The sequence below is a fragment of the Boudabousia marimammalium genome (assembly GCF_001936115.1).
In the GTDB taxonomy this organism is placed as follows: domain Bacteria; phylum Actinomycetota; class Actinomycetes; order Actinomycetales; family Actinomycetaceae; genus Boudabousia; species Boudabousia marimammalium.
Genome location: NZ_MPDM01000001.1, coordinates 314,908 through 336,263, shown reverse-complemented (window position 1 = coordinate 336,263; position 21,356 = coordinate 314,908). Strand labels below are relative to the sequence as shown.

The following is a 21,356-nucleotide window of genomic DNA, read 5'->3' as shown; positions in this document are numbered from 1 at the left end:
GTACACAGCTTTTATCCACAGGCCTGTGGGCAATTCGCCATAGTGCCGAAAAACCTGTGGATAACCATGTGAATAGGGTTTTGGGCATAAAAAATCGAGGCGCATACGTGCGCCTCGATTTTTCTGAAGCTAACTAATTTAAGCCTCGAAAGGACTCGCTACGAAAGCGGCAGGCCCTGCGCATCCTGAGACCAACGGGGAGTATTGCCCACCAAGTACAAAATACCTTCAACGAAGCCCCACAGTGAGGCAACGCCGAAGCTGAGGATGGTGAGGACCAGCTGAATCACACCTAGCTTGGTGTAGCCCAAGTAGAAGTTGTGAATTCCGAGACCGCCCAAGAGGATGCCGAGCACACCGGCAACAACACGCGATTTTTGCGACTGTCCACCCATCATAGGTTGCTGATTAGCGGAAGCATTTGCTTGATATTCTGTCATTTTGTCTCCTGACATTGTCATCTGATATTCCAACTATACATTAGTAGCCTTTAGTCCCATGCTTTGACAAGTAGTACGTGACACTTACCTCACGGTTGGCGGATTTTACAGTCAGGTTTATGCTGATTTTATGAACATCGCCACCCCCTCGGCTCAACTCGTGGTTGCTGCCGCAATCGTCAATCAACTATCCCACCCCACCCACCTACTTTGCGCACAACGTTCCTACCCAGCTGAACTACGTGGCAAATGGGAACTGCCCGGCGGGAAAGTAGATTCGGGGGAGGAAGCGCTGCCCGCCCTCCACCGCGAACTGCAAGAAGAACTAGGAATCCGCGTCACCGTCGGGCCGAGGATTCACGCCACCGCGCCCACGATTGACGAGCCTACCCGTCAACGCTGGCGTGAACTGTACGCAAAAGGAGGCCGCTACGCCGATCAGGTGGACGGCGAGGTTGCAGCAAATCTGCCAGACGGCGGAACAGATTGGCCCTTAGTTGCCAATCTGCGGATGCGGGTTTGGGTGTGCGAACTAGCGGAAGGAGGTGGAATGCCGCTACTAGAGTCCCTCGATGGCGGCCATCAGCAGCTGTTGTGGGTGCCGTGGGCAGAAACCTCTAACCTAGACTGGCTGCCCGCAGATTTCCCGATCTTGCAGGGAATACGTCACACTATCGGCGTCTAATTCGGTAAAATAGTAATAACCCTCAACAAAGAGGGCTTTCCCGCGTTTCCGCTATTTCTCAAGGATTTTGCGGGGTTTATAGAAAATTATCGCCTCAGAGTTCTTTTCCTAGTTATTATGACATCAGTTCAGAACTTTTTGGGGATGTGAGATTGTGCCGAAAATTATGGGCCATAACCTGGCAGAGCACCGCGCTCAGGTGCGCTCGCGACTTTTTGACGCCCTCGCTGACTTGCTGCGTGAAAAAGGCTTTGATTCAATCACAATGGCAGAGATTGCAGCGAAGGCTGAGGTAGGACGCACCGCCGTCTACAATCATTTTCCAGACAAAGAGTCCTTACTGCTGGCGTTCATTACGGAACAGACCCACCAGTATGCCGCGAAGATTCAAGAGGCTCTAGCTTCAGTCGATGATCCGATTGAAAAGATTCGCATCTACGTACGACAGCAGTTGCGCCTAAATTCTGACTATCAGATGGCTACCTCGGTGGAGTTACGTCATGCGGTCAGCCAAGAAACTGCTACAGAGCTTTCAGCGCATGCCGTGATTGTGGAGGATATTCTTCATTCGATTCTGCGTGACGCCATGCGTCAGGGGTTGATTCGGGAGCAGCGCACTAATCCGCTGATTCATTTGATCCATGCGGCTTTGGCTGCTGGTATTCGCGCCCGCGAACCGCATGAGTATGCGGGCACAATCTTGACCACTGAGCAGTTTATTCTGAGTGGATTGGGAGCGGAGGTTGATCCGCCATCTCGGGAAGAGTATGAAGAGATGGTTGAGCTAGCCACCCAGGACTTGGCGCAGCGCAGAGTGCAACCGCAAGTGACCTCTGTCTGCCCGGTAATCCACTAGTTTTCCGTCGCGGCCCGCTCTAGCGGGGCGGTATTACGGAAGCCATCTGGTCTAGCGTTTCAACTAGTCTCCTAGCGTCAGGCTGTCCCGGCGCAGTGCTGTTTCCGGGCAACGCCGCGAAGGTGGCACAGTTGCCGTAGAGGTGTCCAGAAAGCCGAGAGATTGCCCCAACTTCACCCATCCCAATACCCAGTATTTCAGTGTTCGGAGTGGTGTGGACTCTGCCCACAATTTTAGCTTCCCGCTGGTTTTGTTCAGCATGGCGGGAGATAACCTGCATGAGTTGCGCTACCTGCGTGCGGTTTGCTGGGGTGACCGCTAGTTTGGCAACGTGTGCTCCTAGCCGCTTCGCACCGGAGAAGTATGCGTCCAGTTCCGCGACGGTCGGCATGTTTTCGTAGTCGTGCCGGGACACTACGCTTTGCGCTCCGCCTTGACGAACAGCGTCGATGAGTCCCCCGAGGATGGGTTCAGGGATTTCCAGATCCCATTCGACGTCCACATATTCAGCGGTCCGGGCGACTTCCGCGACTCCCTCGGCGTAATCCATGAAAGCCAGCTGGGCTTTCCCGCCTTGCTCCGTGGTACGGATGGTCGCCAGGATAGGCGTAGCAGTGATGGCACGGACCTCATTGAGGAAACCCCAGTCACTGTTTTTAATAATTTCTGGGAGGTTTCCGAGGGCGTCTAACCGCACTTCGACCACGTCAGCGATGCCGCGGGCCTGGTTGGCTTGTTCGAGGAGGCCGGTCTTGGTGGCCGCCTGAATGGGCACTATAAGCGAACACCCTCGCGGATTAATTTCCGCGAGGGGTTGCTGTTCAAATCTTTGCATCATTGAGAGGCTGAAGCTTATTTCTTTTCAGCTTCTTCAATCTGGGCGCGAACCTCATCCATGTTCAGTTCCTTAACCTGCTTCAGCAAGTCGCCAATGGCGGCTTCTGGGAGCACGCCGGCGTTACGGAACACGGGGACACCCTCACGGAAAATCATGACGGTCGGAATGGAGGAGATACCGGCCATAGCAGCGATTTCCTGCTGCGCGTCGGTGTCAACCTTGCCGAAGACTACGTCAGGGTGCTTCTCTGAGGCGGCCTGGTAGATGGGGCCGAACTGCTGACACGGGCCGCACCATGCTGCCCAGAAGTCCACCATTACGATGTCGTTCTCACTAATTGTCTGGTCAAGGTTTTCTTTGGTCAATTCAACGGTTGCCATGTTTTCTCCATAAAGTTGGGGTTGCGGTTTCCCGCCTAGCTATTCAACTAAACACGACTATACCGGGTTTTATTCCCCAGTTTTTACAGATTGCTCTTTGTTCGCTCTGTGCCTTAATTTGCTTTACACGCGACGCCGGCCTTCGAAGGCCCTGCCGAGGGTAACTTCGTCAGCGTATTCGAGGTCCCCGCCAACGGGCAGACCGAGGGCTAAACGTGAGGCTGGGACGCTGACACTTTCAAGCATTCTGGCCAGATAGGTGGCAGTAGCTTCGCCTTCAATATTGGGGTCGGTAGCTATGACAACTTCAGTCACGCTGCCGTCGGTGAGGCGGCTGAGTAGCCCGCGGATACGCAGCTGGTCTGGTCCAATGCCGCGCATCGGGTCGATTGCCCCGCCGAGGACGTGGTAAAGGCCACGGTAGGCGTGGGTGCGTTCAATTGCTTGAATGTCTTGGGCCTGTTCGACTACGCAGATGACTGTGCGGTCTCTGCGTTCATCCTGGCAGATGCTGCACAGCTGTGCTTCTGCTAGGTTCCCGCAGATTTCGCAGTGCGTGACTTTGGTTTTCACGGCGTTGAGTGCGCTGGTGAGACGGTTGATGTCTTCAGCGTCGGCTTCCAGCAGGTGGAAGGCGATGCGTTGCGCTGATTTGGGGCCAACCCCGGGGAGGAGGCTGAGCTCATCAATAAGGTCTTGGATTGCTCCATCAAACACCGGCGGTGTCTCCTTGCCTACGAATCTTTCGCATCCCGTTAGGGCTGCTGGCATCTTCAATATACTCGTCTACGATGCTGCCGCCGAGGATGCTGGCTGCCACCTCAACACCAGCGACGGGCACTGGTTCTTCATAATCTTGATCGTACATGGAGGGCATGTCTTCGTCGTCTGCGAAGGTGTGCGTTTCTGCCGGTGTGGGCTCATCGTCATCAAATTCTACGAAGTCATCTGCACTGTAGTTGTCCAGCTCAATATCGTCTTCTGCTTCATCTTCCTGGGCTGACGGGGCTGTCGGCGCGACGGGGGCGGGACTGACGGCTAGCTCCACTACCTTAGCGGCGGACGGTATTGGCGTGGCTTGCGGTGCGGGCTGCGGCGCAGAGAGCGACGCCACCTCAGCTTCAGTTACCGGTTTAACCGCTACCTGTCTAACTACTGCCTGAGGGGCCAGTTCTGGTTGAGGGGCGGCCGGTTTCACCTCCGGGACGGCGGGTTCGCTCTGCGCTGCTTGCTGGCCTCCGGGAATTGCGACGGGTCCCCACCCGTCATCAAAAGGGGCCGGATCCTCCTTTGGCTCTGGATTCTGAGGCCGAAGGGGCCTCGGTTGAGTGACCGGGGCAAGGGCAGCCGACTGCGGGGTCGGCGCTGGCCTTGCCTGAGACTGGGCCGGTTGAGTCTGGGCCAGCCGCGATTGAGCAGGTTTGACCTGTTCTGCCCGTGCCGGTGCTTGCTGCTTAGGGGCGGCCGGCGCGCCGGGCGTTGCGCTGGCGCTAGGTGCCGGTGCTGCCTTCAGGTCGCTCATGATTTGTTGGAGTCGGCTTTCGGTGACTCCTTCCACCCTGAGCTTTAACCCTAATGCTTCAAAGATGGAGTGCGAGATTTCATGCTCATAACGCTTTACCGGATTCGCTAAGCCTTCAGTCGGCACAATCAAGTAAAGAACATCTTGGTAGACGGGTCCCGGATGGGTGTTTTGGGAGATGAAAGTCCAAGCTGCCCGGCTGGAGAGTTTCACCGCAGCTACAACCTCATTCCAGCGGTCACGGATCATTACCGAGGGGCTGGTCGGATGGTTTTCTGCCGCCGGCGCACTCTTCCCCGGATCGGCAGGCTTCTCTTCAGTCTTGACCGGCTCCGGTTGGGGTTGCGGTGCTGGCGCTTGCACTGTGGCGGGCCCAGTCTTTGCCTCTGCGGGCTTTTCTGCCGGAACTTCTGGCTTCGCTTCCGCAGCGGGCTTCACGCCAGCAGGCTGCTTCACCTGGGGCGGAGCTGGCTCCGACTTCGCTGCTTCCGGCTGCTCTTGGGAAGGCTCTGCTTCGGCCCGCTTCTCACGCAGTTGCGCCATCAGTCGTTCTTTTGCGCTGCCGCCAGCGTTGGCCTCACCGACGCTACCCCCGCCGGTACGAGCCGGCTCAGAGTTATCCCCCGCCGGCGCTGCAGCCTGAACGGGAGCCACCAGGATGCGAGCAATCAACAGTTCCAGCAGTAGCCTGGGTGATGTGGCGCCGGACATTGAAGTCAAAGCCTCCGCAGTTAAATCCGCGGCCCTTGCCAGTCCGCGCGCACCCCAAGTGCGGGCCTGACCCAGCATTCGCTCCACCTGATCTGACGGGAGGGAACCGAAAACACCCTCGGTCGCATCACCCGCAACCGCAATGATGACAAGGTCACGCAAACGCTGCAGCAAATCCTCCACGAAACGACGCGGGTCATGTCCGGACTCCACCATGCGTTCAATGATTTCGTAGGCGGCGGCCCCATCATGGCCAGCTAAAGCGCCCACAATCTCATCCAATAGGGCGGCATCCGTATAACCCAACAAAGCGACTGCACGACTGTAGTTAATCTCTCCGTCAGAAGCGCCAGCCATCAGCTGATCTAGCACAGACAAAGAGTCACGGACAGAACCGCCACCGGCGCGCACGACCAACGGCAAAACCCCGTCACCGACCTTAATGTGCTCCAGTTCGCTCAGCTGCAGCATGTACTTTTGCATGGCTTCGGGCGGCACCAGGCGGAAAGGATAATGATGGGTACGGGACTTGATGGTACCCAGCACTTTATCCGGCTCAGTGGTAGCAAAAATGAACTTCACATGCGGCGGGGGCTCTTCCACCAGTTTCAACAAAGCGTTAAAGCCCTGCGGCGTCACCATGTGGGCCTCATCCAGAATAAAAACTTTGAAACGATCGCGGGCAGGCGCGAAAGCCGCGCGTTCACGCAAACTCCGGGCATCCTCGACACCATTATGCGAAGCCGCGTCAATCTCTACGACATCAATCGAACCGGGGCCACCAGTGGCCAACTCACGACAGGAATCACAAACCCCGCAGGGCGTATCAGTCGGGCCCTGCACACAGTTCAAACAACGCGCCAGAATCCGGGCAGAAGTCGTCTTACCGCAGCCACGCGGACCAGAAAACAAATAGGCGTGATTGACCCGGCCGGAACGCAGAGCAGCTTTTAGTGGCTCTGTCACATGTTCTTGACCAATAACTTCATCAAAAGTCTGCGGACGGTAACGACGATAAAGGGCTGTGCTCATACCCATAACCTTAGCGGTCCGGCGGGACATTTACAGTGACTAAACTTAAGCTGCTTGCAGATTCATTGCCAGCTCAAGGGAAAAAGAATCCCCGCGTACCCGTCAGAGCAACCCTATCCTTGCTGCCTTCCGGCCCTGGGGAGGTTCGGGTGATAACGTCACGCGAGGATCCAAGACCACTATACACGGCAATCCGGGGAGTCCGCATTACTGAAGCTGAGGAAACGTAGCCGGTTTCACGTTACAATTTTTCGTTCTCGTTCGACGAGGTGCCGCTTATCCGGTATAGTACTGATTTGTCTTAGGAGGATTCGCCTAGTGGCCTATGGCGCACGCTTGGAAAGCGTGTTGGGTGCAAGCCCTCGGGGGTTCGAATCCCCCATCCTCCGCAGATAAGACCCCGCAGTCGTAAAGATTGCGGGGTCTTTTTTATTTTCTAAGCAGCTTTCGGGCATACTCCCCTGTCACATCAGGGGATCAGGAATCCCCGTTCCCCGCTTCTTCACAATCCAGCGCGTCACATGGTAGGTCACGAGGGCGGCAATGGTGCCGAGGGCGACCCCACCGAACTGGACTTCAGTGAAGCTAAAAGAGACGAAACCAAGATTGATATGACTGATCTTCAAAGTGAAATCAGCGATGGCAATAATCATGGCGACCGCGGCAGTATTCAGGTTCACTGGGTCAGCGAAATCTACTTTATTTTCCACCCAGATGCGTACACCCAGCATGCCGATCATGCCATACAGGATGGTTCCTGCACCGCCCAGCACGCCTAGGGGAATCGCGCCAATCAGGGCACCGAACTTCGGCATCAAGGAAAGGGCCATCGCAAAAACTGCAGCCACAAAATATGCGGCGGTCGAATAGACGCGGGTCGTGGCCATGACGCCAATATTCTCCGCATAGGTCGTAGTTCCCGAACCACCGGCGGAGCCAGCAATCACGGTCGCAACGCCATCAGCAAAAAGCGCCCGGCCCGCCATGTCGTCCAGATCCTCACCGGTCATTGCGGAGACAGATTTCACGTGACCAATGTTCTCTGCCACCAGCACCAACACGGCAGGGAGGAACATGCCCATCGTGGACCAGGCGAAACTGGGGGCCATGAACTCAGGCAGACCGAACCAGGCAGCCGCATACACGCCCGACAGATCCACTTCCCCCTGCCCGTAGGCGACCAGGGAACCCACCACGACGCCAACCAGAATAGACAGTCGCCCAATCAGGCCCCGAAAAAACACGGAAACGAAAAGAACCGTGACAATCGTAATGAAAGCAGTGAAAGGAGCTTCTTTGACCCATAGCCAGGCCAAAGGCGCCAGATTGAAACCAATGAAAGCCACAATCGTGCCGGTGATTAAGGGCGGCATCAAACGGTGAATCCAGCCGGCCCCCGCAAAATGAACCAGCAGGCCAACCAGCGAAAGCATCACGCCGACCATCACTAGCCCACCCAGCGCATAGCTGGGACCTAAAGTGTCCCGCAGGACCAGCATGGGGGCGACCGCCGCAATCGAGGAACCCAAGTAGGAAGGCACGCGGCCGCGCGTCAGAATCAGAAACAAGAGCGTCCCTAAACCACTGAACAACAACGTGGTAGATGGAGGGAAGCCCGTCATCAGCGGAATCAAGAAAGTGGCGCCGAACATGGCGACCACATGCTGCATGCCGATACCGATGGTGCGCGGCCACGTCAAACGCTCATGCGGCATCACCACAGTGCCGGGGTTAATGGTCTTCCCGTCCCCATGCACCGCCCATTTGAAAAGGTTGCGTTTTTGCGACGGCGTAGCCGGCGCTCCCCCTCGTCCCCGAACAGAATCCGCCGTCTCAGGTTGCTTCGCTGACTGTGCACTCATGCTGGTTCCTTACTGTGCTGCATTGATTTCAGTTCCCAGGTGAAGCGGTCACGCCCTACCCGAATGAGGAAAGGCACGGCAATAATCACTCTCAGCGACCACTACCGCGCCTTACCTGATGAAGTCAGTTACCTGACTAACGGTACAAGACCGGCGGGACTTTTACCGCTTCCTTGACTTATAGGGTTCAGTTTCCAGATCGGTGCCGGCCGGTGCCGAGGCAGGGCTGGCGGCTTCCACGGTGGTGCCGCGAACCCGAGAAATCCAACGCATCACATGGTAGATGACGAGGGCGGCAGCCGAACCCAAGGCGATACCGCCAAAGCGCACGCCGCTGGAGCCAACCGTCAAAGTGAAGTCGGCGATAGCAACAACCATGGCGACCGCAGCGGTATTCAAGTTCACCGGGTCAGCGAAGTTCACGCGGTTTTGCACCCAGATACGCACACCCAGCATGCCGATCATGCCGTACAGGACGGTCGCTGCGCCACCCAAAACGCCAGCGGGAATCGAAGCGATGATGGCGCCGAACTTCGGCATCATGGACAAGAACAAGGCAAAGCCCGCAGCGATCACGTAAGCCACAGTGGAGTACACGCGGGTAGCGGCCATCACGCCAATATTTTCAGCATAGGTAGTGGTACCGGAGCCGCCACCGAAACCAGCCAGCATGGTGGAGATACCGTCAGCGAAGAGGGCACGGCCAGTGACGTCATCCAGGTTCTCACCGGTCATCGCAGCAACAGACTTGACGTGACCAATGTTCTCAGCGACCAGCACGAAAACGACGGGCAGGAATAGTCCCAGGGTAGCCACGGAGAACTGCGGAGTGTGGAACTCAGGCAGACCGAACCAGGCGGCGTCACGCACCGCGCTGAAATCAACTTCGTTGCGCCAAACCGCAACAGCGTAACCGATCAGCACACCCAAAAGGATGGACAGACGGCCGATAATCCCTTTGAACAGGACAGTAATCAGCAGCACTGCAGTGATGGTGACGAAAGCGGTGACCGGGGCCTGCTCCACATTGTGCCAGGCGGCGGGCGCCAGGTTGAAACCAATCAGGGACACAATGGCACCCGTAACGATTGGCGGCATGAGCTTATCAATCCAGGCGACACCCGCGAAGTGAACAATAACGCCGACCAGAGCAAGGGTCGCACCGACCGAAACGATGCCACCCAGCGCGTAGGAGGCACCCATGCTGCTACTCACTGCAGTGATGGGAGCAATCAGCGCGAAAGATGAACCCAAGTAGGAGGGCAGGCGGCCGGAAGTAATCAGCAAGAACAAAATGGTGCCGATTGCGGTAAAGAATAGGGTGGTTGAGGGCGGGAATCCGGTCAGGATTGGAACCAGGAAGGTGGCGCCGAACATGGCGACCACATGCTGCATGCCGATACCGACGGTGCGCGGCCACGTCAGACGCTCTGAAGGTAGAACCACAGAGCCTGGGGAAATGCTCTTTCCATCGCCGTGAAGGGTCCATTTGAAGGTGCTCATTGTGTCTCTCCTCTTTCAGGCAGCATCGCCGTCCGGACAGACTTCACACGTTTTGCGCATAAAAAATCCGAGGGCGGCACGTCACTGCATGTCATTAACCTCGTCGTCGATTCTATCCCGCAAGACGTTAATGTACCACCCTTGATTTACAATAAAAGGCGAGTGATTAAGCACAATTTTGGCTCAAGTTTAGGCTGGGGCCGAGGGCGTTTAACGATTACCAGTCAAAAGGAGGCGCGCATGAGCGGCACTAATTCTGCGGCCAGTGATGATCTGGCGACGCGCGTCATGAAGCGGCTGGAGGCGGAATCCGCCGGTGATGACCGGCTGGTCCAACGATACGAAATTCCCCCTCGTCCCCCACGCTTTTCTCCGTGGCCAGAGTGGGTGCCAGGGGCAGTTCGCGAAGCCTACCTGCAGTTGGGGGTGGAGCAGCCGTGGTCGCATCAGGCGCAGGCGGCCGACCTTGCCTACGCGGGGCAGCCGACAGTGGTGGCGACCGGCACGGGATCAGGTAAATCAATGGCGGCGTGGCTGCCTATCCTGTCGGAGCTAACTGTGGCGCAGTCGGAGCAGAGCACCCGGATTTCCGCGGTTCGCCACCGGCCTACGGCGCTGTACATGTCGCCGACGAAGGCGCTGGCGGCAGATCAGTTGCAGTCCCTGCTGGGGGTGATTGCGGCGCCGCCGCAGCCTTTGCCGGTGCTGGCGGGGATCTGTGATGGGGATGCTTCCCGGGAGATGAAACAGTGGGCGCGGGCGCAGGCCGATATTGTGATCACGAACCCGGACTATCTGCATCATGTGCTGTTGGCGGGGCACCCCTACTGGGTGCGGCTGCTGCGTTCTTTGCGTTACGTGATTGTGGATGAGATTCACTCATATAAGGGCGTGATGGGTGCGAATATGGCTTTGGTGACGCGCCGGCTGTTGCGGCTGGCTCGCCATTATGGGGCGGACCCGACGGTCATTGCGCTATCTGCGACGATTAAGGACGCGCAGCAGGTTTTCGCCCGCTTCCTAGGGGTTGCGCCGGAGCGGGTTCAGGCCGTGACGGAGGATGGCTCCCCGGCGGGTTCGCGGCATTTTGTTTTGTGGCAGCCGAAGATTATTGATTTCGGGGCCGGGGATGGGTCCGGAGAGTTTGGGGCCGAGGGCGCCCCGCCTTTCTTGGCTGCGGCGGAGCAGCTTCTGCGTGAGCGTGAGGATGAGGCCACCTGGGCGCTGACCGGGGTGATGCCTGGTTCAGCACCGGATGATGATTTAGATGAGATTTTGGGGATTACCAGTGCCGAGGAAGATGCGGCTTCGCCGGCGCGCGGCATGGAGTTTCAACGTCGGTCACTGAATCTGGAGGCGGCCTGGGTGTCCGCCACTGCTTTGCTGGAGGGCGCGAAAACCTTGACGTTTGTGCGCTCTCGGGTGGGGGCGGAGCAGGTGGCGAAGCTGACTCGCAGAGAGTTACGGATTAACCATTCTGCTTTGGCTGATGCGGTGGCCGCCTATCGGGGTGGTTTTTTACCGGAGGAGCGGCGGGAGTTGGAGCGCCAGATCCGGGTGGGTGAACTGCACGCTTTGGCGACCACGAATGCTTTGGAGTTGGGCGTTGATATTTCCGGTTTGGATGTGACGGTGACGGCTGGTTGGCCGGGGACGCGGGCATCCTTATGGCAGCAGACCGGCCGGGCGGGGCGCGCCGGAAGCGGCGGCGTCTCAGTTTTTGTGGCGTCGGAGAATCCTTTGGACAGCTACCTGATTCACCATCCGGACGCGATTTTCCAAGAGGTCGAACAGTCCACTTTTAATGCCCAGAATCCTTATGTGCTAGGTCCGCATTTGTGTGCAGCGGCAGCCGAGTTACCGCTCACTGAGGCTGACCTGCCACTGTTTGGTTTAACTGATGACAAGATTTTGCGGCAGTTAGCTGAGCGGACACTACTGGCGAAACGCCCGGCCGGCTGGTATTGGAATGCGACCTTATCGCTACGTGCCCATGAGTTAGCAGATTTGCGTGGCCTGGGCGGCAATATTCAGGTGGTGGAAGAGGAGAGCGGCACGGTGATTGGCTCCGTGGATGAGGCTTCCGCTCACCGGCTTCTGCATCCGGGCGCAATCTACACGCATCAGGCGAAAGCCTTTGAGGTGCGGGCGCTGACAGATTCCGTGGCACTGGTGAGGCCCTTCAAGCAGGCCCTCACGACCCGTCCCACGGAGCGCACCTCAGTGGAGATCACTGATGAGGTTTCCACTTGGAGGTCCGAGGATGACCTAGTCACCTGGCATTGGGGCGCCACGTATGTGCTCACCCAGGTTACTGACTATGATGTGCTGCGCACTCCCCGGCTGCAGTTCGTGGTGAACCGAAAACTGGATTTGCCGGCCCGCACACTGGATACTGCCTCCACCTGGTTCACTTTGGATCCGTCAGTGCCTGAGGCTTTAGGTTTGGATGCGGCCTCCCTGCCCGGTGCTTTGCATGCCGCGGAGCACGCCATGATTGGGATGCTACCCTTGCTGGCTATCTGTGACCGAGCCGACCTGGGTGGCCTTTCCACCGTGAGCCACACGCAAACCGCAGTGCCGACCGTTTTCGTGCATGACGCAGTGGCCGGCGGCGCCGGTTTTAGCCGCAGCGGTCTCCAGCAGGCCCGCAGCTGGGTGGAGAAAACCTTACGGACCGTGGAGGAATGCCCCTGCGAGATGGGGTGCCCCGCCTGCATTCAATCACCTAAATGCGGGAACAATAATGACCCCTTGAATAAGGAAGGGGCCATTAAGGTGTTGCGCTTCCTGCTGCCGCGCACACCCGGACCGGACCGGTTTGACCCGAGTCAATGATTGGGGGAACGAGCACCCTTAATCCACTATTGGGATAAGGAACCCGTACATGAGGGAAGGCTTCAATCAATAACAGCATGAGCACGGGCAGGCACCTTCAACTCCGCAAAGCCAGCTAACTGTAGTGGCCACGCCACGTGCAGTTTCACTCCGACCCGAGAGCCCGCACTATTCGGCGCATTCCCCTGACTGTTGAGCCTTTGACTGCTGAGCGACCCGTAGCTCTCACAGTGCGTCAAGATAGCGCCCTGCCCGGAGATGATTTTGTCCGCCAACTGGCAGGGCTCTAAACGGTAGCCCGCCTGCGGTTGGCGCTGCTGGCCTGCCTGAATCCCCGCCGGCTGAGCCTGTAACAGCCCGGACTGCCCGGCCGCGTCGAAAGACCGCATCGCCTGCGCTTTCACAGCGGAAAGTGCGGCCAGGTCGGCCGCGGCTTGGGCTTGGCTGGTAGCTGCGGCGTACTGCCCTGCGGACAGTACGCCACCAGTTAAAATCAAGCCCAAGCCGGCAACAGCCGCCATTCTGATAGTGCCGCTCAAAGCCCGTCCCTACACATTCAAGGCGTCTTTAAAAATTCCCAGCAGCATGGTTTTGAAAGCCCCAGATTTAGCGATGGCCAGCAAAGTTCCGGCAATAGCGGCGGCCGCCAGGGTACCTACCGCGTACTCCGTAGTTGTCATGCCGTCCTCACTGTCTGATTCACCGACCTGCTGACCGGCAGCAGACAGCCCGTTCACCCAGGTTTCCATCCGGCTCTGCGCCATCATCTGCGTCTGCAAGATCTGGTTATCTAAAGCGTTCTTCCACTGTTTCATTTTTCTTTCCATTCTGACCCCACGCCCTTATTTTGGCCTGTGACGCAGCCCAGAAACCAGCGGCTTAGCTGCCAGCTCTGGATAGAGAAAAGTGTGATTTTCTGTGGATAAAACACCGGTTCACCGTTGAGCATAATCAAAGCGGCGGCCCGCTCACCAATCCCCCTCGTCCCAGAAACTGACTGTGCAACCAGTCTGCGGCAAAGCCATCCCCAGGAAACTAACCGGCTCCGGCTGGACTGTAACGAAAACCTGGCCGTCCCTTCGGACGATGAAACCCCGGCCGTCACCGGAACTAGCTCCCGACCTCACAGCGGAGCCTGCCGGGAACTGGACTGCAGCTACCTGCCGGGCCTCATTTCGCGCTTGATTACAGGCCTGCACCTGATTCACGCCATAGCGTGACGCCACCAAAATGAGGGCCAAAACCAGCACAATGACCGGCATGGTGACAGCCGTTTCGACGCTCACCATGCCGCCCTCGTCACCCACCATACGGGCAGGACGTGACGTACTCAAAAACCCTTTCTTCATGCTGTACTCCCCGACCCCAAAAACTATCCTTGAAGAAAGCGACCGGGAAGGCAAATCCGGAAAGCCCAGGTTGGGGATAACTCTGCGGAATCAGACGAAAATTTCGTGTCGCTTACACAGAATCTGCCCGCGCAAGGGAACAGCTAAGCTAGAATGGGAAGAAATCACGGGAATCCAGCGACGAATCCAAACCGGTTCAAGACTTTGAATTCCTTTGACCGACTGGAGATACTCTATTGTTTAAAAAATCGAAGTGCCCGCATCACAAGGGCCATGCTCTGACTGCCGCTTTGTCCTTCGTAGTTTTGGGAGCCGCGGTTGCCGCCTACGTTTTCCGCGACAGCTTCAGCCACAAGCTGGGAAGCTTCCGGTCAGGTGCCGGCGACTCCAGTGCGCACTACACCGACCATCCCGCCCCGAACTACCATGTGGGGCATACCCCGCCGACCGGCCCGGGAGCTCATGGTGGCCACACGGTTTCAAGCACCGGTCATAAGACGCACACGCATTCGACGGGCGAGGATGAGTACACTGTCCCCACCACGCAGAATGTGTCCAGCAGCAGCCATGTCGGCTCTCCCATGCAGTCAGCTTTGAACTACGATCAAGATCCGGCTTAACCGCGATTTATACCGGCCCAAATAGTTGCAGCCGCATGGGGCTGATTTAAGTTTTTCCACCTGGCGAGTTTTCTTTTGTTGAAGACTCGCCAGGTTTCGTTTTGCCCGGATTTTCACCCGAAACCACCCACTAGGGAAAGCACTGCTGGCACCACCCCCGCCAGCATGAAAGCCGGCAGGAAACAGAGGGCCAGCGGCAGCACAATCAGGGAACTCAGCCGCCCAGCCGCCACCACAATCTGCTGCCGGGCCGCCCGCCGAGACACTTCCCCCGCATGGGTAAGGAGAGCCTGCGGGTCAGCCCCAGATTCAAAGACCTTCCGCAAAGCCTCCAATAACGGTCCCACCTCTGCCCCGAAAAGCTGCGCTGGTGGCACTTCCATTCTGCTTCTCATTTGGGCGGCTATCCGGCTCAAGTTTCGGTCCGCCCCAAACTGGCCGAGGGCGTCCAGCCCCGCCACCGGTGACTGCCCAGAGCTGACCAGCTCCGCCAGCAACACCGCAACCAGCTGTGCAGGTAACGGGCCGGTGTTTTGGCCGGCCCGTTCCGCTTCCCTAACCAGCGCGCCCGACCACCAGCGCCCAAAAGCAATCAGCCCGGCTGACAGCAGTAGGCAAATCCACCCGATCACGGTGGCAAACAGTATCCGCACTACCCCCAGACCGGCAAGCTCGCCAGCGGCAATCGCCGCGACCGGCAGCCAGGCGAGCAGCCGAGCGGAGGCTTGCGGCCCGGCAATCAGGCTGCTGCGCTGCGTCATCATGCCAGCTTGCGACTCTAGGTTTTCCGCCAGCAAATCATGGACACTAACTGCTTCAATCCCGTAATGTTCAATCAGTTGCAAAGCCGCCTTGATGCCGCTGACCATGCCGGCGGGCAGTAGTGAATATTGGTTTTCCAGCTGCCGTGCTACCTGCTGTTGCCAACAGATTCCTGGCCCTGGGCTGAGCCGGTACTGCTGTTGCCAGGCCGCCAAGGGACTGGCCCCCGCCGCGATTTCCGCGCTCACTTCCCGTAGGTGCCTTGCACAATCCTCCAGCTCTTTCGCCGGATCTGTCACCGCTACCCGTTCCCGAAGCTGTTTCAGCGTGACCATTGCGGCTCCACAGCCAGTTGCCCGCCCCGCTGCCGCAGCCGCGCAATCTGGGCAACCTGCCGGTGCGGGTTTCTTTCCAAATGCACTATCAGATCAATGGCGGCAGCGGCTTGACTAACAAGCGCTTCTGGGGTCATTCCGGCGAGGGCGCCGAGGGCGATCAACCGGGCTGGCACACTGTCAGGATGATTCGCATGAATCGTAGCGGCGGAGCCTTCATGCCCGGTGTTGAGTGCGGCCAACACTGCCTGAATCTCTTGACCCCGACATTCACCTAACACAATCCGGTCTGGTCGCATCCGCATAGCGGCGGTAACCAGTTCAGAGAGGGGAATCTGCCCCTTCCCTGACACATTCGCGGCCCGTTCCTGCAAGCGAACCAGATGCGGATGCGGGGAAGTGATTTCACTGACCTGCTCCACGCAGATGATTCTTTGACTGGTCGGCACTAAAGTCAGCAGGGCGGACAGCAGGGTGGTTTTCCCGGTGCCCGTGCCGCCACTGATCAGCAGGTTTTGCCGGGACTCGACTGCTTCTAACAGGACTGCTTGCGCGGGTGGGGGAATCATCCCTTGAGCGCACAGGTCCTTCCATTCCAGTTGGCGGGCGGACATGACTCGCAAACTAATCAGTGTCCCTCGGGCTGCGACAGGAGGGATGACAGCCTGTAGGCGTAGCTGTTTTCCGGCGTAGCCTAAAACTCCGTCAGTGATGGGGGATGCCGCATCTAACCTGACTTTCGCTTCCATGGCTAGGCGCCTAGCTAGCCGAATCCGGCCCGCCTCAGTCAAGAACTGTAGCTTTACCCGGTGTAGTCCCTGCCGGTTATCCACCCACAGGCCGTCCGGGTTTATCAAAACATCGGTGACAGTGCTATCTGCTAACAGCTCATTGAGGAAGCCGAGCTCACCCTCGTCCCCCTCTGAAACCACTTCTGGGCGCAACAGGTCCACTGCGCTGCCAATGGTTCCTTGCCTAATCATGGCTCTGATTATTAACCAAAACCTTGCCGCTTAAAGCAAAGTGGGGAAAGTTATCCACCAAAGTGCGGCTGGAAGAAAGTCCTTAGCGGCTGTGGAAAAGGCCTGGGAGCCAGCCAGGTAGCTTAGCTGAGGCCATCCCAGGGGACGGAGGCCAGCAGGGAGCGAGCGATTTTTTGCCCTCCCTCGGCCCCTTGCAAAAGGGAACGCAAATACCAGACCAGCCAGGCCTGCACGCCCCGCGCTGTCCCGGTTTCGTAGGCTTCCAGGGCGGAACGGTAACGGACCGGATCTAAGGCGGCCGCCCAATCCGGTAGAGAAACACCGGTCTGCTCCACCCGGCTGGAAATCAGGACCGCCCGGGAAAGCGCTGAGCCGGCAGCCCGCCCCGCCCCACTATTTCCGGCGGTTACCGCTAGGTGCGCGTGCACAATCCCGGCCCGCACCCAGGCGGGGGCTTTCGCTTCACAAATATCGACCGCCAGTTGCGCATTATCCCCCGACAGTTCCAGGCCGGGCACCACATCTTGACGGAATTCAAAGGCGCTCTGGTCGCCGTGCGTCGCAACCCAGTCACGGCTGAAACCGGACAGTAGCTGCGCAAAATTGGTGGGAGCAGTGACGGCTTTACGTTTCCGGGAAAGCCCGCTCAAAGAACCGCCCGCGCCTGGCCCTAGCAAGGATCCGGCGTCTGCGCGCGCCATCCGTCCGGGGTTCAGTGGCGTCATGAGTTCGAGGAGTTGGGCTTGCATCCGCCAAGCGCCGAGGGCGACCCGCTCAGCCACAGTTTCCGGCTGGACGTCATCTGCCAGCAAGTGGCGCAGTCGCATCGCGGGGACGATTGCGCCCTGCGCCCGGGCGACCTGCACGGCACTTAAAACTGCGGCTTCGGCGCGGGCTGGTTCCCAATGCCGACGCAGACCGGTGGAGAACCGGAGCTCACGGTTTGCGTCAACTACCTGCGGCCAGAGTTCACTCAGTTGCTCTGCCCGGGCCAGAGCCTGGAGAGACGCCGAAATCGGGGAGTTTTCCGGGCTGGCGGAACTATTGGATGGCATCAAAAAGCAGTGCCGGCGCGACTGTTATTTGGTTGAAGCGGACTGAGTGCGCAGATTACGTTCCGCAATCGCTACCGACAGGGCTTCACGTTTGGCCCCGTGTTTGCGGGCGCCATGCGCAGCCAGCCAGACGAAAATGCCGATGATGCCGGCGACTGCCAGCAGGCCGTGGAATCCGGTCCACAGGAAGTGGTGGGCGACGGCTTTACCGAAGATATTCCACTGTGCGAGGGCGGAGGTGGCGGGCTCAACTAGATCATATGTCCAAGCGGGAGCCACCAGGAAGGGGAGGCCGACAATCAAAAGCACCAGCGAGGAAACGAAGACACCAACCGTTGACCAGCGGGCACTCCAGATCAGCACTCCAGCCAGCAGGGCTCCACCCAGCAGTTCGCTGAGCCCCACCCACGACAGAGTTCCGCTCTCCCAAGGGTTGGTTCCAGAAAGAGCAATATGGGCGATACCATCCGACATCAGGTACCAGGCCGATGGCAACACCAGCAGGGCAAGGAGGAAAGTCCAGGCGTGCGCAGCGAAGCGGCTGGGCAAGCTAGCGGGAGTTGAATCAGCGAAAAGCTCCTCAACATTCTCTACCGGGACGGAAGGTACTTGCTGCTCTCGGACAGATTCACGGGTTGGAATATGGGGTTGCACGCGGGTTTCCGCAGCGGCAACCGCGGCACCAGCGCCAGCAGCAGCGGCAACGGCAGCATTCGGATCGGCGGCCGGCATAGCTTCAGTTTGTGCAGCTGAATGGCTCAAACCGATGGAACGACGAACCACGGGCTGCGCCACGGTTTCTTCAGCCGCAGGAACCGGAGGCGCTGGGACCTCAGAGGTGGCGGGTGCATCCACTGGCGCGGGGATTTCCTCAACTGACTGGGTTGCCGTCGGGATTGACGACTGTGCACCGCCTAGCAAAGAACGGCGCGTCACCACTGTCGTTTCGACTTCCGGAATCACATCCGAAGCGGTTTCATCACCGGTGCCGGCCTCCTCCGCGTGCCGGCGCGGGATGCCCGCAGCCGCAGTAGTTGGGGCAGGCTCATGAACAGTTTCGGGTGCCGAGGGTGCTTCCTCAACAATCTGCGGCTCTGACGTGGGCTCTACGACAGCGTCGGGTGCCGGATCCGGATTAGCTGGCGCCCCAGGTTCAGCTACTTCCGCAGACTCAGGTGCCGCTTCACCCTCGGCCTCAGGCACATAGGGGGTATCCTCCACCGGAGGCAGTTCTACCTCAACGTCGCCGTAAACATCAGCCCCGTCATCTTCCGCCTCGTGGTTCGCGTTCTCCCACTCAACGTCGGGCGTGAAATCTTCGTTACGCTCGCTCATGATGCCTCCGTGGTTTCTAAAGTTATAAAGTCGTACTTAATCACAAACATAACTTACCGGCGGGATATTTCGCCCTTACGCGCCGAGGATTCCTCAATTTTTAACCGTAATTAGGCCAAAGATGAAGGACAAAACGTCTTCATCGCACAGTTTTCACAATCGGGCCGGCGCGAATGGCAAAACTGGCGGCCATGCAGAATAATCCGGTGGCAGGCAATCGTCCACTCCGGCTGCGGAATCACTTTCGCAATATCGCGCTCCGCCGCTAAAGGCGAAGTCTCCTCCGTCCAGCGCCAACGCCGAGCCAGCCGCCCCACATGCGTATCCACTGTGATGGCCGGATGATCGAAAGCGTTACCCAACACCACATTCGCTGTTTTCCGGCCAACCCCGGCCAGACTCATCAGTTCACTGCGGGTTGCGGGGACCTCACCCTCGTACTCAGAAACCAAATTCTGCGCCAAGGAAACCAGCTGGCCGGCGCGACGACGTTGGAAGCCCAAAGGTCGCACAATCTGCTCCACCATTTCCGGGTCCGCCTCAGCTAGAGCCTGCGCATCCGGGTAGGTGCCGAACAGTTCCGGGGTGATTTGGTTGACCCGCACATCCGTGGTTTGCGCGGACAGGACCGTGGCCACCACCAGCTCAAAGGGATTACTAAAGTCGAGGGCGCAGGACGCCTGCGGGTAAAGCTCCGCCAAGGTCTGCAAAATCTGCTCCGCATTCTGTGAATCCACCATCCCTTTAGGGTACCTGCGAATATTCACAAAACCCCCAATCTGCGCTTAAAAATAGAGATTTGTGAGGTATTCTGGTGTATCCCGTCACAATTGTGGATAATATAAGTGTATTGTTACGTATGAAATGAGCTTTTCGAGGAAGGAATAACGTGGAAAACAATGTGATTTCACAAGTTCCGCTGTTTGCGGGATTGAGCGAGGATGAACAGGTCACCCTGCGCTCTATGATGGGTACTATTGCGCTGCGACGTGGAGAAGTACTCTTCCACGAAGGTGATGAAGGCAAACGCTTCTACATTCTGGTGGAAGGCAAGCTGAAGCTGGGACACTCCGCCAGCGACGGCCGCGAAAACCTCCTCGCCATCATTGGCCCCGGTGAAGTTCTGGGCGAGCTTTCCCTCTTCGATCTGGGCGCCCGCTCCACCACCGCGACCGCAATCTCCCCCTCCAAGTTGCTGTACTTGGAGCACGCCGACATGGTGCGTTTCTTGGAGAACCGTCCCAGCATGGCAATGCATATGCTGCGCGCCCTTGCGATCCGTTTACGTCGCACCAATGAAACTTTGGCCGACCTGGTCTTCTCTGACGTTCCCGGCCGTGTCGCCAAGGCACTGCTGGACTTGGCGGAGCGTTTCGGTTCACGCGTAGATGACGGCATTCACGTGCCGCACGACCTCACCCAGGAAGAACTAGCCAAGCTGGTTGGCGCTTCCCGTGAAACCGTCAACAAGTCTTTAGCGGAGTTTGTTTCCCGTAACTGGATCCGCTTGGAAGGCCGCGCCGTCACCTTGCTGGACGTGGAGCGCCTCAAACGCCGCGCCCGCTGATCCAGCCGCAAACATAGTTTTGGTCCCTCACCTGCCGGTGAGGGACCAAAGTTTTAATATCCAGAATGTGGTGGCGGTTTTATCAGTCCACTAGGGGACGTTTCATGTAGGCAACCAAGTTTTCGGTACCCTGCGGTCCAGGAACCACCTGCACCAGTTCCCAGCCTTGCTTGCCCCATTGATCTAGAATTTGCTTAGTTGCGTGAATCAGTAGCGGCACAGTGATGTATTCCCATTTAGTCATGTGACGATTCTACCCCATCTGTCAGCTAGGCTAAACGCTGTTTTGATTTTCGTAACCAACTCATCAGATGTGGATCGCGTGGCTGACGAATCTCTTCCGCCAACGGCTCATCAGACGATTCCAGCCACTCTGCCCAGTCGTCAACCTCAGGCATAAAACGCAGTAATGCCCGACGCTCACGCTCAGTTAGGCCACCCCAAACCCCAAAAATTATTTTCGGTATCTAAAGCCTCCGCCAGACATTGCATGCGAACCTCGCACTGAAAGCATCGAGTGCGCACATCTCTTTGCGCAGACCCTTGAACGAACAATAAGTCAGGGGCCCCGTTAGCACACAAAGCCTTATCCACCCAGCTTCTGTCAGTCATGCTCACATCGCCACCACCCGATTTTGTTCACAAATTGAAATATTAACTACTGTGACCGTACCCACATTCTA

At 58.0% G+C, this 21,356-nt stretch carries 21 protein-coding genes, 1 tRNA gene, 1 other RNA gene and 1 pseudogene; 6 read left to right on the top strand and 18 right to left on the bottom strand.

Annotated elements, in window-relative coordinates; translation table 11 throughout:
- Positions 1-158: 158 nt before the first annotated feature.
- A complete protein-coding gene (locus BM477_RS01520) occupies positions 159-440 on the bottom strand; it encodes a TM2 domain-containing protein (protein WP_245792795.1) in 282 nt (93 codons plus the stop codon).
- 130 nt (positions 441-570) lie between these two features.
- Here BM477_RS01520 and BM477_RS01515 point away from each other — a divergent pair, with 130 nt between their 5' ends.
- Positions 571-1,125 (top strand): (deoxy)nucleoside triphosphate pyrophosphohydrolase, encoded by a 555-nt coding sequence (locus BM477_RS01515; RefSeq protein ID WP_075360886.1) that lies wholly within the window; start codon positions 571-573, stop codon positions 1,123-1,125.
- A 154-nt stretch (positions 1,126-1,279) separates the two neighbouring features.
- The gene (locus tag BM477_RS01510) at positions 1,280-1,981 is read left to right on the top strand and encodes a TetR/AcrR family transcriptional regulator (protein WP_075360885.1); all 702 of its coding nucleotides are present in this window, start codon (positions 1,280-1,282) and stop codon (positions 1,979-1,981) included.
- Between the two features lie 19 nt (positions 1,982-2,000).
- On the opposite strand, the gene BM477_RS01505 is transcribed toward BM477_RS01510, so the two are convergent.
- The 5 genes from BM477_RS01505 to ffs form a co-directional block, all read right to left on the bottom strand.
- Positions 2,001-2,756 (bottom strand): type I 3-dehydroquinate dehydratase, encoded by a 756-nt coding sequence (locus tag BM477_RS01505; protein WP_075360884.1) that lies wholly within the window; start codon positions 2,754-2,756, stop codon positions 2,001-2,003.
- 77 nt (positions 2,757-2,833) lie between these two features.
- On the bottom strand, positions 2,834-3,199 hold the full coding sequence (gene trxA / locus BM477_RS01500) for a thioredoxin (RefSeq protein WP_075360883.1): 366 nt from the start codon (positions 3,197-3,199) through the stop codon (positions 2,834-2,836).
- 123 nt (positions 3,200-3,322) lie between these two features.
- A complete protein-coding gene (recR, locus tag BM477_RS01495) occupies positions 3,323-3,970 on the bottom strand; it encodes a recombination mediator RecR (RefSeq protein WP_187337390.1) in 648 nt (215 codons plus the stop codon).
- The gene (locus tag BM477_RS01490; RefSeq protein WP_075360936.1) at positions 3,909-6,464 is read right to left on the bottom strand and encodes a DNA polymerase III subunit gamma and tau; all 2,556 of its coding nucleotides are present in this window, start codon (positions 6,462-6,464) and stop codon (positions 3,909-3,911) included. The genes recR and BM477_RS01490 overlap by 62 nt, the downstream gene beginning before the upstream one ends.
- Before the next feature lie 79 nt (positions 6,465-6,543).
- Positions 6,544-6,639, bottom strand: an RNA gene (gene ffs / locus BM477_RS01485) — signal recognition particle sRNA small type.
- A 129-nt stretch (positions 6,640-6,768) separates the two neighbouring features.
- On the opposite strand from ffs, the gene BM477_RS01480 reads away from it, so the two are divergent.
- Positions 6,769-6,853, top strand: a tRNA-Ser gene (locus tag BM477_RS01480).
- A 75-nt stretch (positions 6,854-6,928) separates the two neighbouring features.
- Here BM477_RS01480 and BM477_RS01475 read toward each other — a convergent pair.
- Both BM477_RS01475 and BM477_RS01470 read right to left on the bottom strand, forming a co-directional pair.
- Positions 6,929-8,326, bottom strand: a complete 1,398-nt coding sequence (locus BM477_RS01475) for a uracil-xanthine permease family protein (protein WP_075360881.1) — start codon at positions 8,324-8,326, stop codon at positions 6,929-6,931.
- A 162-nt stretch (positions 8,327-8,488) separates the two neighbouring features.
- On the bottom strand, positions 8,489-9,829 hold the full coding sequence (locus BM477_RS01470; RefSeq protein WP_075360880.1) for a uracil-xanthine permease family protein: 1,341 nt from the start codon (positions 9,827-9,829) through the stop codon (positions 8,489-8,491).
- Between the two features lie 240 nt (positions 9,830-10,069).
- On the opposite strand from BM477_RS01470, the gene BM477_RS01465 reads away from it, so the two are divergent.
- Positions 10,070-12,667: a DEAD/DEAH box helicase gene (locus BM477_RS01465; protein WP_084543621.1), complete on the top strand. Its 2,598-nt coding sequence runs from the start codon at positions 10,070-10,072 to the stop codon at positions 12,665-12,667.
- 62 nt (positions 12,668-12,729) lie between these two features.
- Here the strand turns inward: BM477_RS01465 and BM477_RS01460 are convergent, their stop codons facing one another.
- From BM477_RS01460 to BM477_RS01450, 3 genes are all read right to left on the bottom strand, one after another.
- Entirely contained in the window at positions 12,730-13,206 is a 477-nt protein-coding gene (locus BM477_RS01460; RefSeq protein ID WP_143230165.1) for a pilus assembly protein TadG-related protein, read from the bottom strand.
- Positions 13,207-13,215: 9 nt separating this feature from the next.
- Positions 13,216-13,482, bottom strand: a complete 267-nt coding sequence (locus BM477_RS01455) for a DUF4244 domain-containing protein (RefSeq protein WP_245792793.1) — start codon at positions 13,480-13,482, stop codon at positions 13,216-13,218.
- Positions 13,483-13,635: 153 nt separating this feature from the next.
- A complete protein-coding gene (locus tag BM477_RS01450; protein ID WP_075360878.1) occupies positions 13,636-14,016 on the bottom strand; it encodes a TadE family protein in 381 nt (126 codons plus the stop codon).
- 236 nt (positions 14,017-14,252) lie between these two features.
- On the opposite strand from BM477_RS01450, the gene BM477_RS01445 reads away from it, so the two are divergent.
- Positions 14,253-14,636, top strand: coding sequence for a hypothetical protein (locus BM477_RS01445; protein ID WP_075360877.1), 384 nt, complete (start codon positions 14,253-14,255; stop codon positions 14,634-14,636).
- A gap of 113 nt (positions 14,637-14,749) precedes the next feature.
- On the opposite strand, the gene BM477_RS01440 is transcribed toward BM477_RS01445, so the two are convergent.
- From BM477_RS01440 to nth, 5 genes are all read right to left on the bottom strand, one after another.
- Entirely contained in the window at positions 14,750-15,733 is a 984-nt protein-coding gene (locus BM477_RS01440; RefSeq protein ID WP_075360876.1) for a type II secretion system F family protein, read from the bottom strand.
- Positions 15,721-16,716 (bottom strand): ATPase, T2SS/T4P/T4SS family, encoded by a 996-nt coding sequence (locus tag BM477_RS01435; RefSeq protein ID WP_075360875.1) that lies wholly within the window; start codon positions 16,714-16,716, stop codon positions 15,721-15,723. The genes BM477_RS01440 and BM477_RS01435 overlap by 13 nt, the downstream gene beginning before the upstream one ends.
- Positions 16,717-16,838: 122 nt before the next feature.
- Positions 16,839-17,771: a hypothetical protein gene (locus tag BM477_RS01430; RefSeq protein WP_075360874.1), complete on the bottom strand. Its 933-nt coding sequence runs from the start codon at positions 17,769-17,771 to the stop codon at positions 16,839-16,841.
- A gap of 24 nt (positions 17,772-17,795) precedes the next feature.
- A complete protein-coding gene (locus BM477_RS01425; RefSeq protein ID WP_075360873.1) occupies positions 17,796-19,106 on the bottom strand; it encodes a hypothetical protein in 1,311 nt (436 codons plus the stop codon).
- A 110-nt stretch (positions 19,107-19,216) separates the two neighbouring features.
- Positions 19,217-19,873 (bottom strand): endonuclease III, encoded by a 657-nt coding sequence (gene nth, locus BM477_RS01420; protein ID WP_245792791.1) that lies wholly within the window; start codon positions 19,871-19,873, stop codon positions 19,217-19,219.
- A 122-nt stretch (positions 19,874-19,995) separates the two neighbouring features.
- Here nth and BM477_RS01415 point away from each other — a divergent pair, with 122 nt between their 5' ends.
- Positions 19,996-20,673 (top strand): Crp/Fnr family transcriptional regulator, encoded by a 678-nt coding sequence (locus BM477_RS01415; RefSeq protein WP_075360871.1) that lies wholly within the window; start codon positions 19,996-19,998, stop codon positions 20,671-20,673.
- An 82-nt stretch (positions 20,674-20,755) separates the two neighbouring features.
- Here the strand turns inward: BM477_RS01415 and sp36 are convergent, their stop codons facing one another.
- Both sp36 and BM477_RS08565 read right to left on the bottom strand, forming a co-directional pair.
- A complete protein-coding gene (sp36, locus tag BM477_RS01410) occupies positions 20,756-20,917 on the bottom strand; it encodes a Sp36 family protein (protein ID WP_075360870.1) in 162 nt (53 codons plus the stop codon).
- Between the two features lie 25 nt (positions 20,918-20,942).
- A pseudogene (locus tag BM477_RS08565) lies at positions 20,943-21,285 on the bottom strand (WhiB family transcriptional regulator).
- Positions 21,286-21,356 lie beyond the last annotated feature (71 nt).

What these genes read in the sequence shown, in the direction of transcription:
- BM477_RS01520 (WP_245792795.1), bottom strand. Translation starts at nt 440, where the DNA reads ATGACAGAATATCAAGCAAATGCTTCCGCTAATCAGCAACCTATGATG.
- BM477_RS01515 (WP_075360886.1), top strand. Translation starts at nt 571, where the DNA reads ATGAACATCGCCACCCCCTCGGCTCAACTCGTGGTTGCTGCCGCAATC.
- trxA (WP_075360883.1), bottom strand. Translation starts at nt 3,199, where the DNA reads ATGGCAACCGTTGAATTGACCAAAGAAAACCTTGACCAGACAATTAGT.
- recR (WP_187337390.1), bottom strand. Translation starts at nt 3,970, where the DNA reads ATGCCAGCAGCCCTAACGGGATGCGAAAGATTCGTAGGCAAGGAGACA.
- BM477_RS01490 (WP_075360936.1), bottom strand. Translation starts at nt 6,464, where the DNA reads ATGAGCACAGCCCTTTATCGTCGTTACCGTCCGCAGACTTTTGATGAA.
- BM477_RS01475 (WP_075360881.1), bottom strand. Translation starts at nt 8,326, where the DNA reads ATGAGTGCACAGTCAGCGAAGCAACCTGAGACGGCGGATTCTGTTCGG.
- BM477_RS01470 (WP_075360880.1), bottom strand. Translation starts at nt 9,829, where the DNA reads ATGAGCACCTTCAAATGGACCCTTCACGGCGATGGAAAGAGCATTTCC.
- BM477_RS01465 (WP_084543621.1), top strand. Translation starts at nt 10,070, where the DNA reads ATGAGCGGCACTAATTCTGCGGCCAGTGATGATCTGGCGACGCGCGTC.
- BM477_RS01455 (WP_245792793.1), bottom strand. Translation starts at nt 13,482, where the DNA reads ATGAAACAGTGGAAGAACGCTTTAGATAACCAGATCTTGCAGACGCAG.
- BM477_RS01450 (WP_075360878.1), bottom strand. Translation starts at nt 14,016, where the DNA reads ATGAAGAAAGGGTTTTTGAGTACGTCACGTCCTGCCCGTATGGTGGGT.
- BM477_RS01440 (WP_075360876.1), bottom strand. Translation starts at nt 15,733, where the DNA reads ATGGTCACGCTGAAACAGCTTCGGGAACGGGTAGCGGTGACAGATCCG.
- BM477_RS01435 (WP_075360875.1), bottom strand. Translation starts at nt 16,716, where the DNA reads ATGATTAGGCAAGGAACCATTGGCAGCGCAGTGGACCTGTTGCGCCCA.
- BM477_RS01430 (WP_075360874.1), bottom strand. Translation starts at nt 17,771, where the DNA reads ATGCCATCCAATAGTTCCGCCAGCCCGGAAAACTCCCCGATTTCGGCG.
- BM477_RS01425 (WP_075360873.1), bottom strand. Translation starts at nt 19,106, where the DNA reads ATGAGCGAGCGTAACGAAGATTTCACGCCCGACGTTGAGTGGGAGAAC.
- sp36 (WP_075360870.1), bottom strand. Translation starts at nt 20,917, where the DNA reads ATGACTAAATGGGAATACATCACTGTGCCGCTACTGATTCACGCAACT.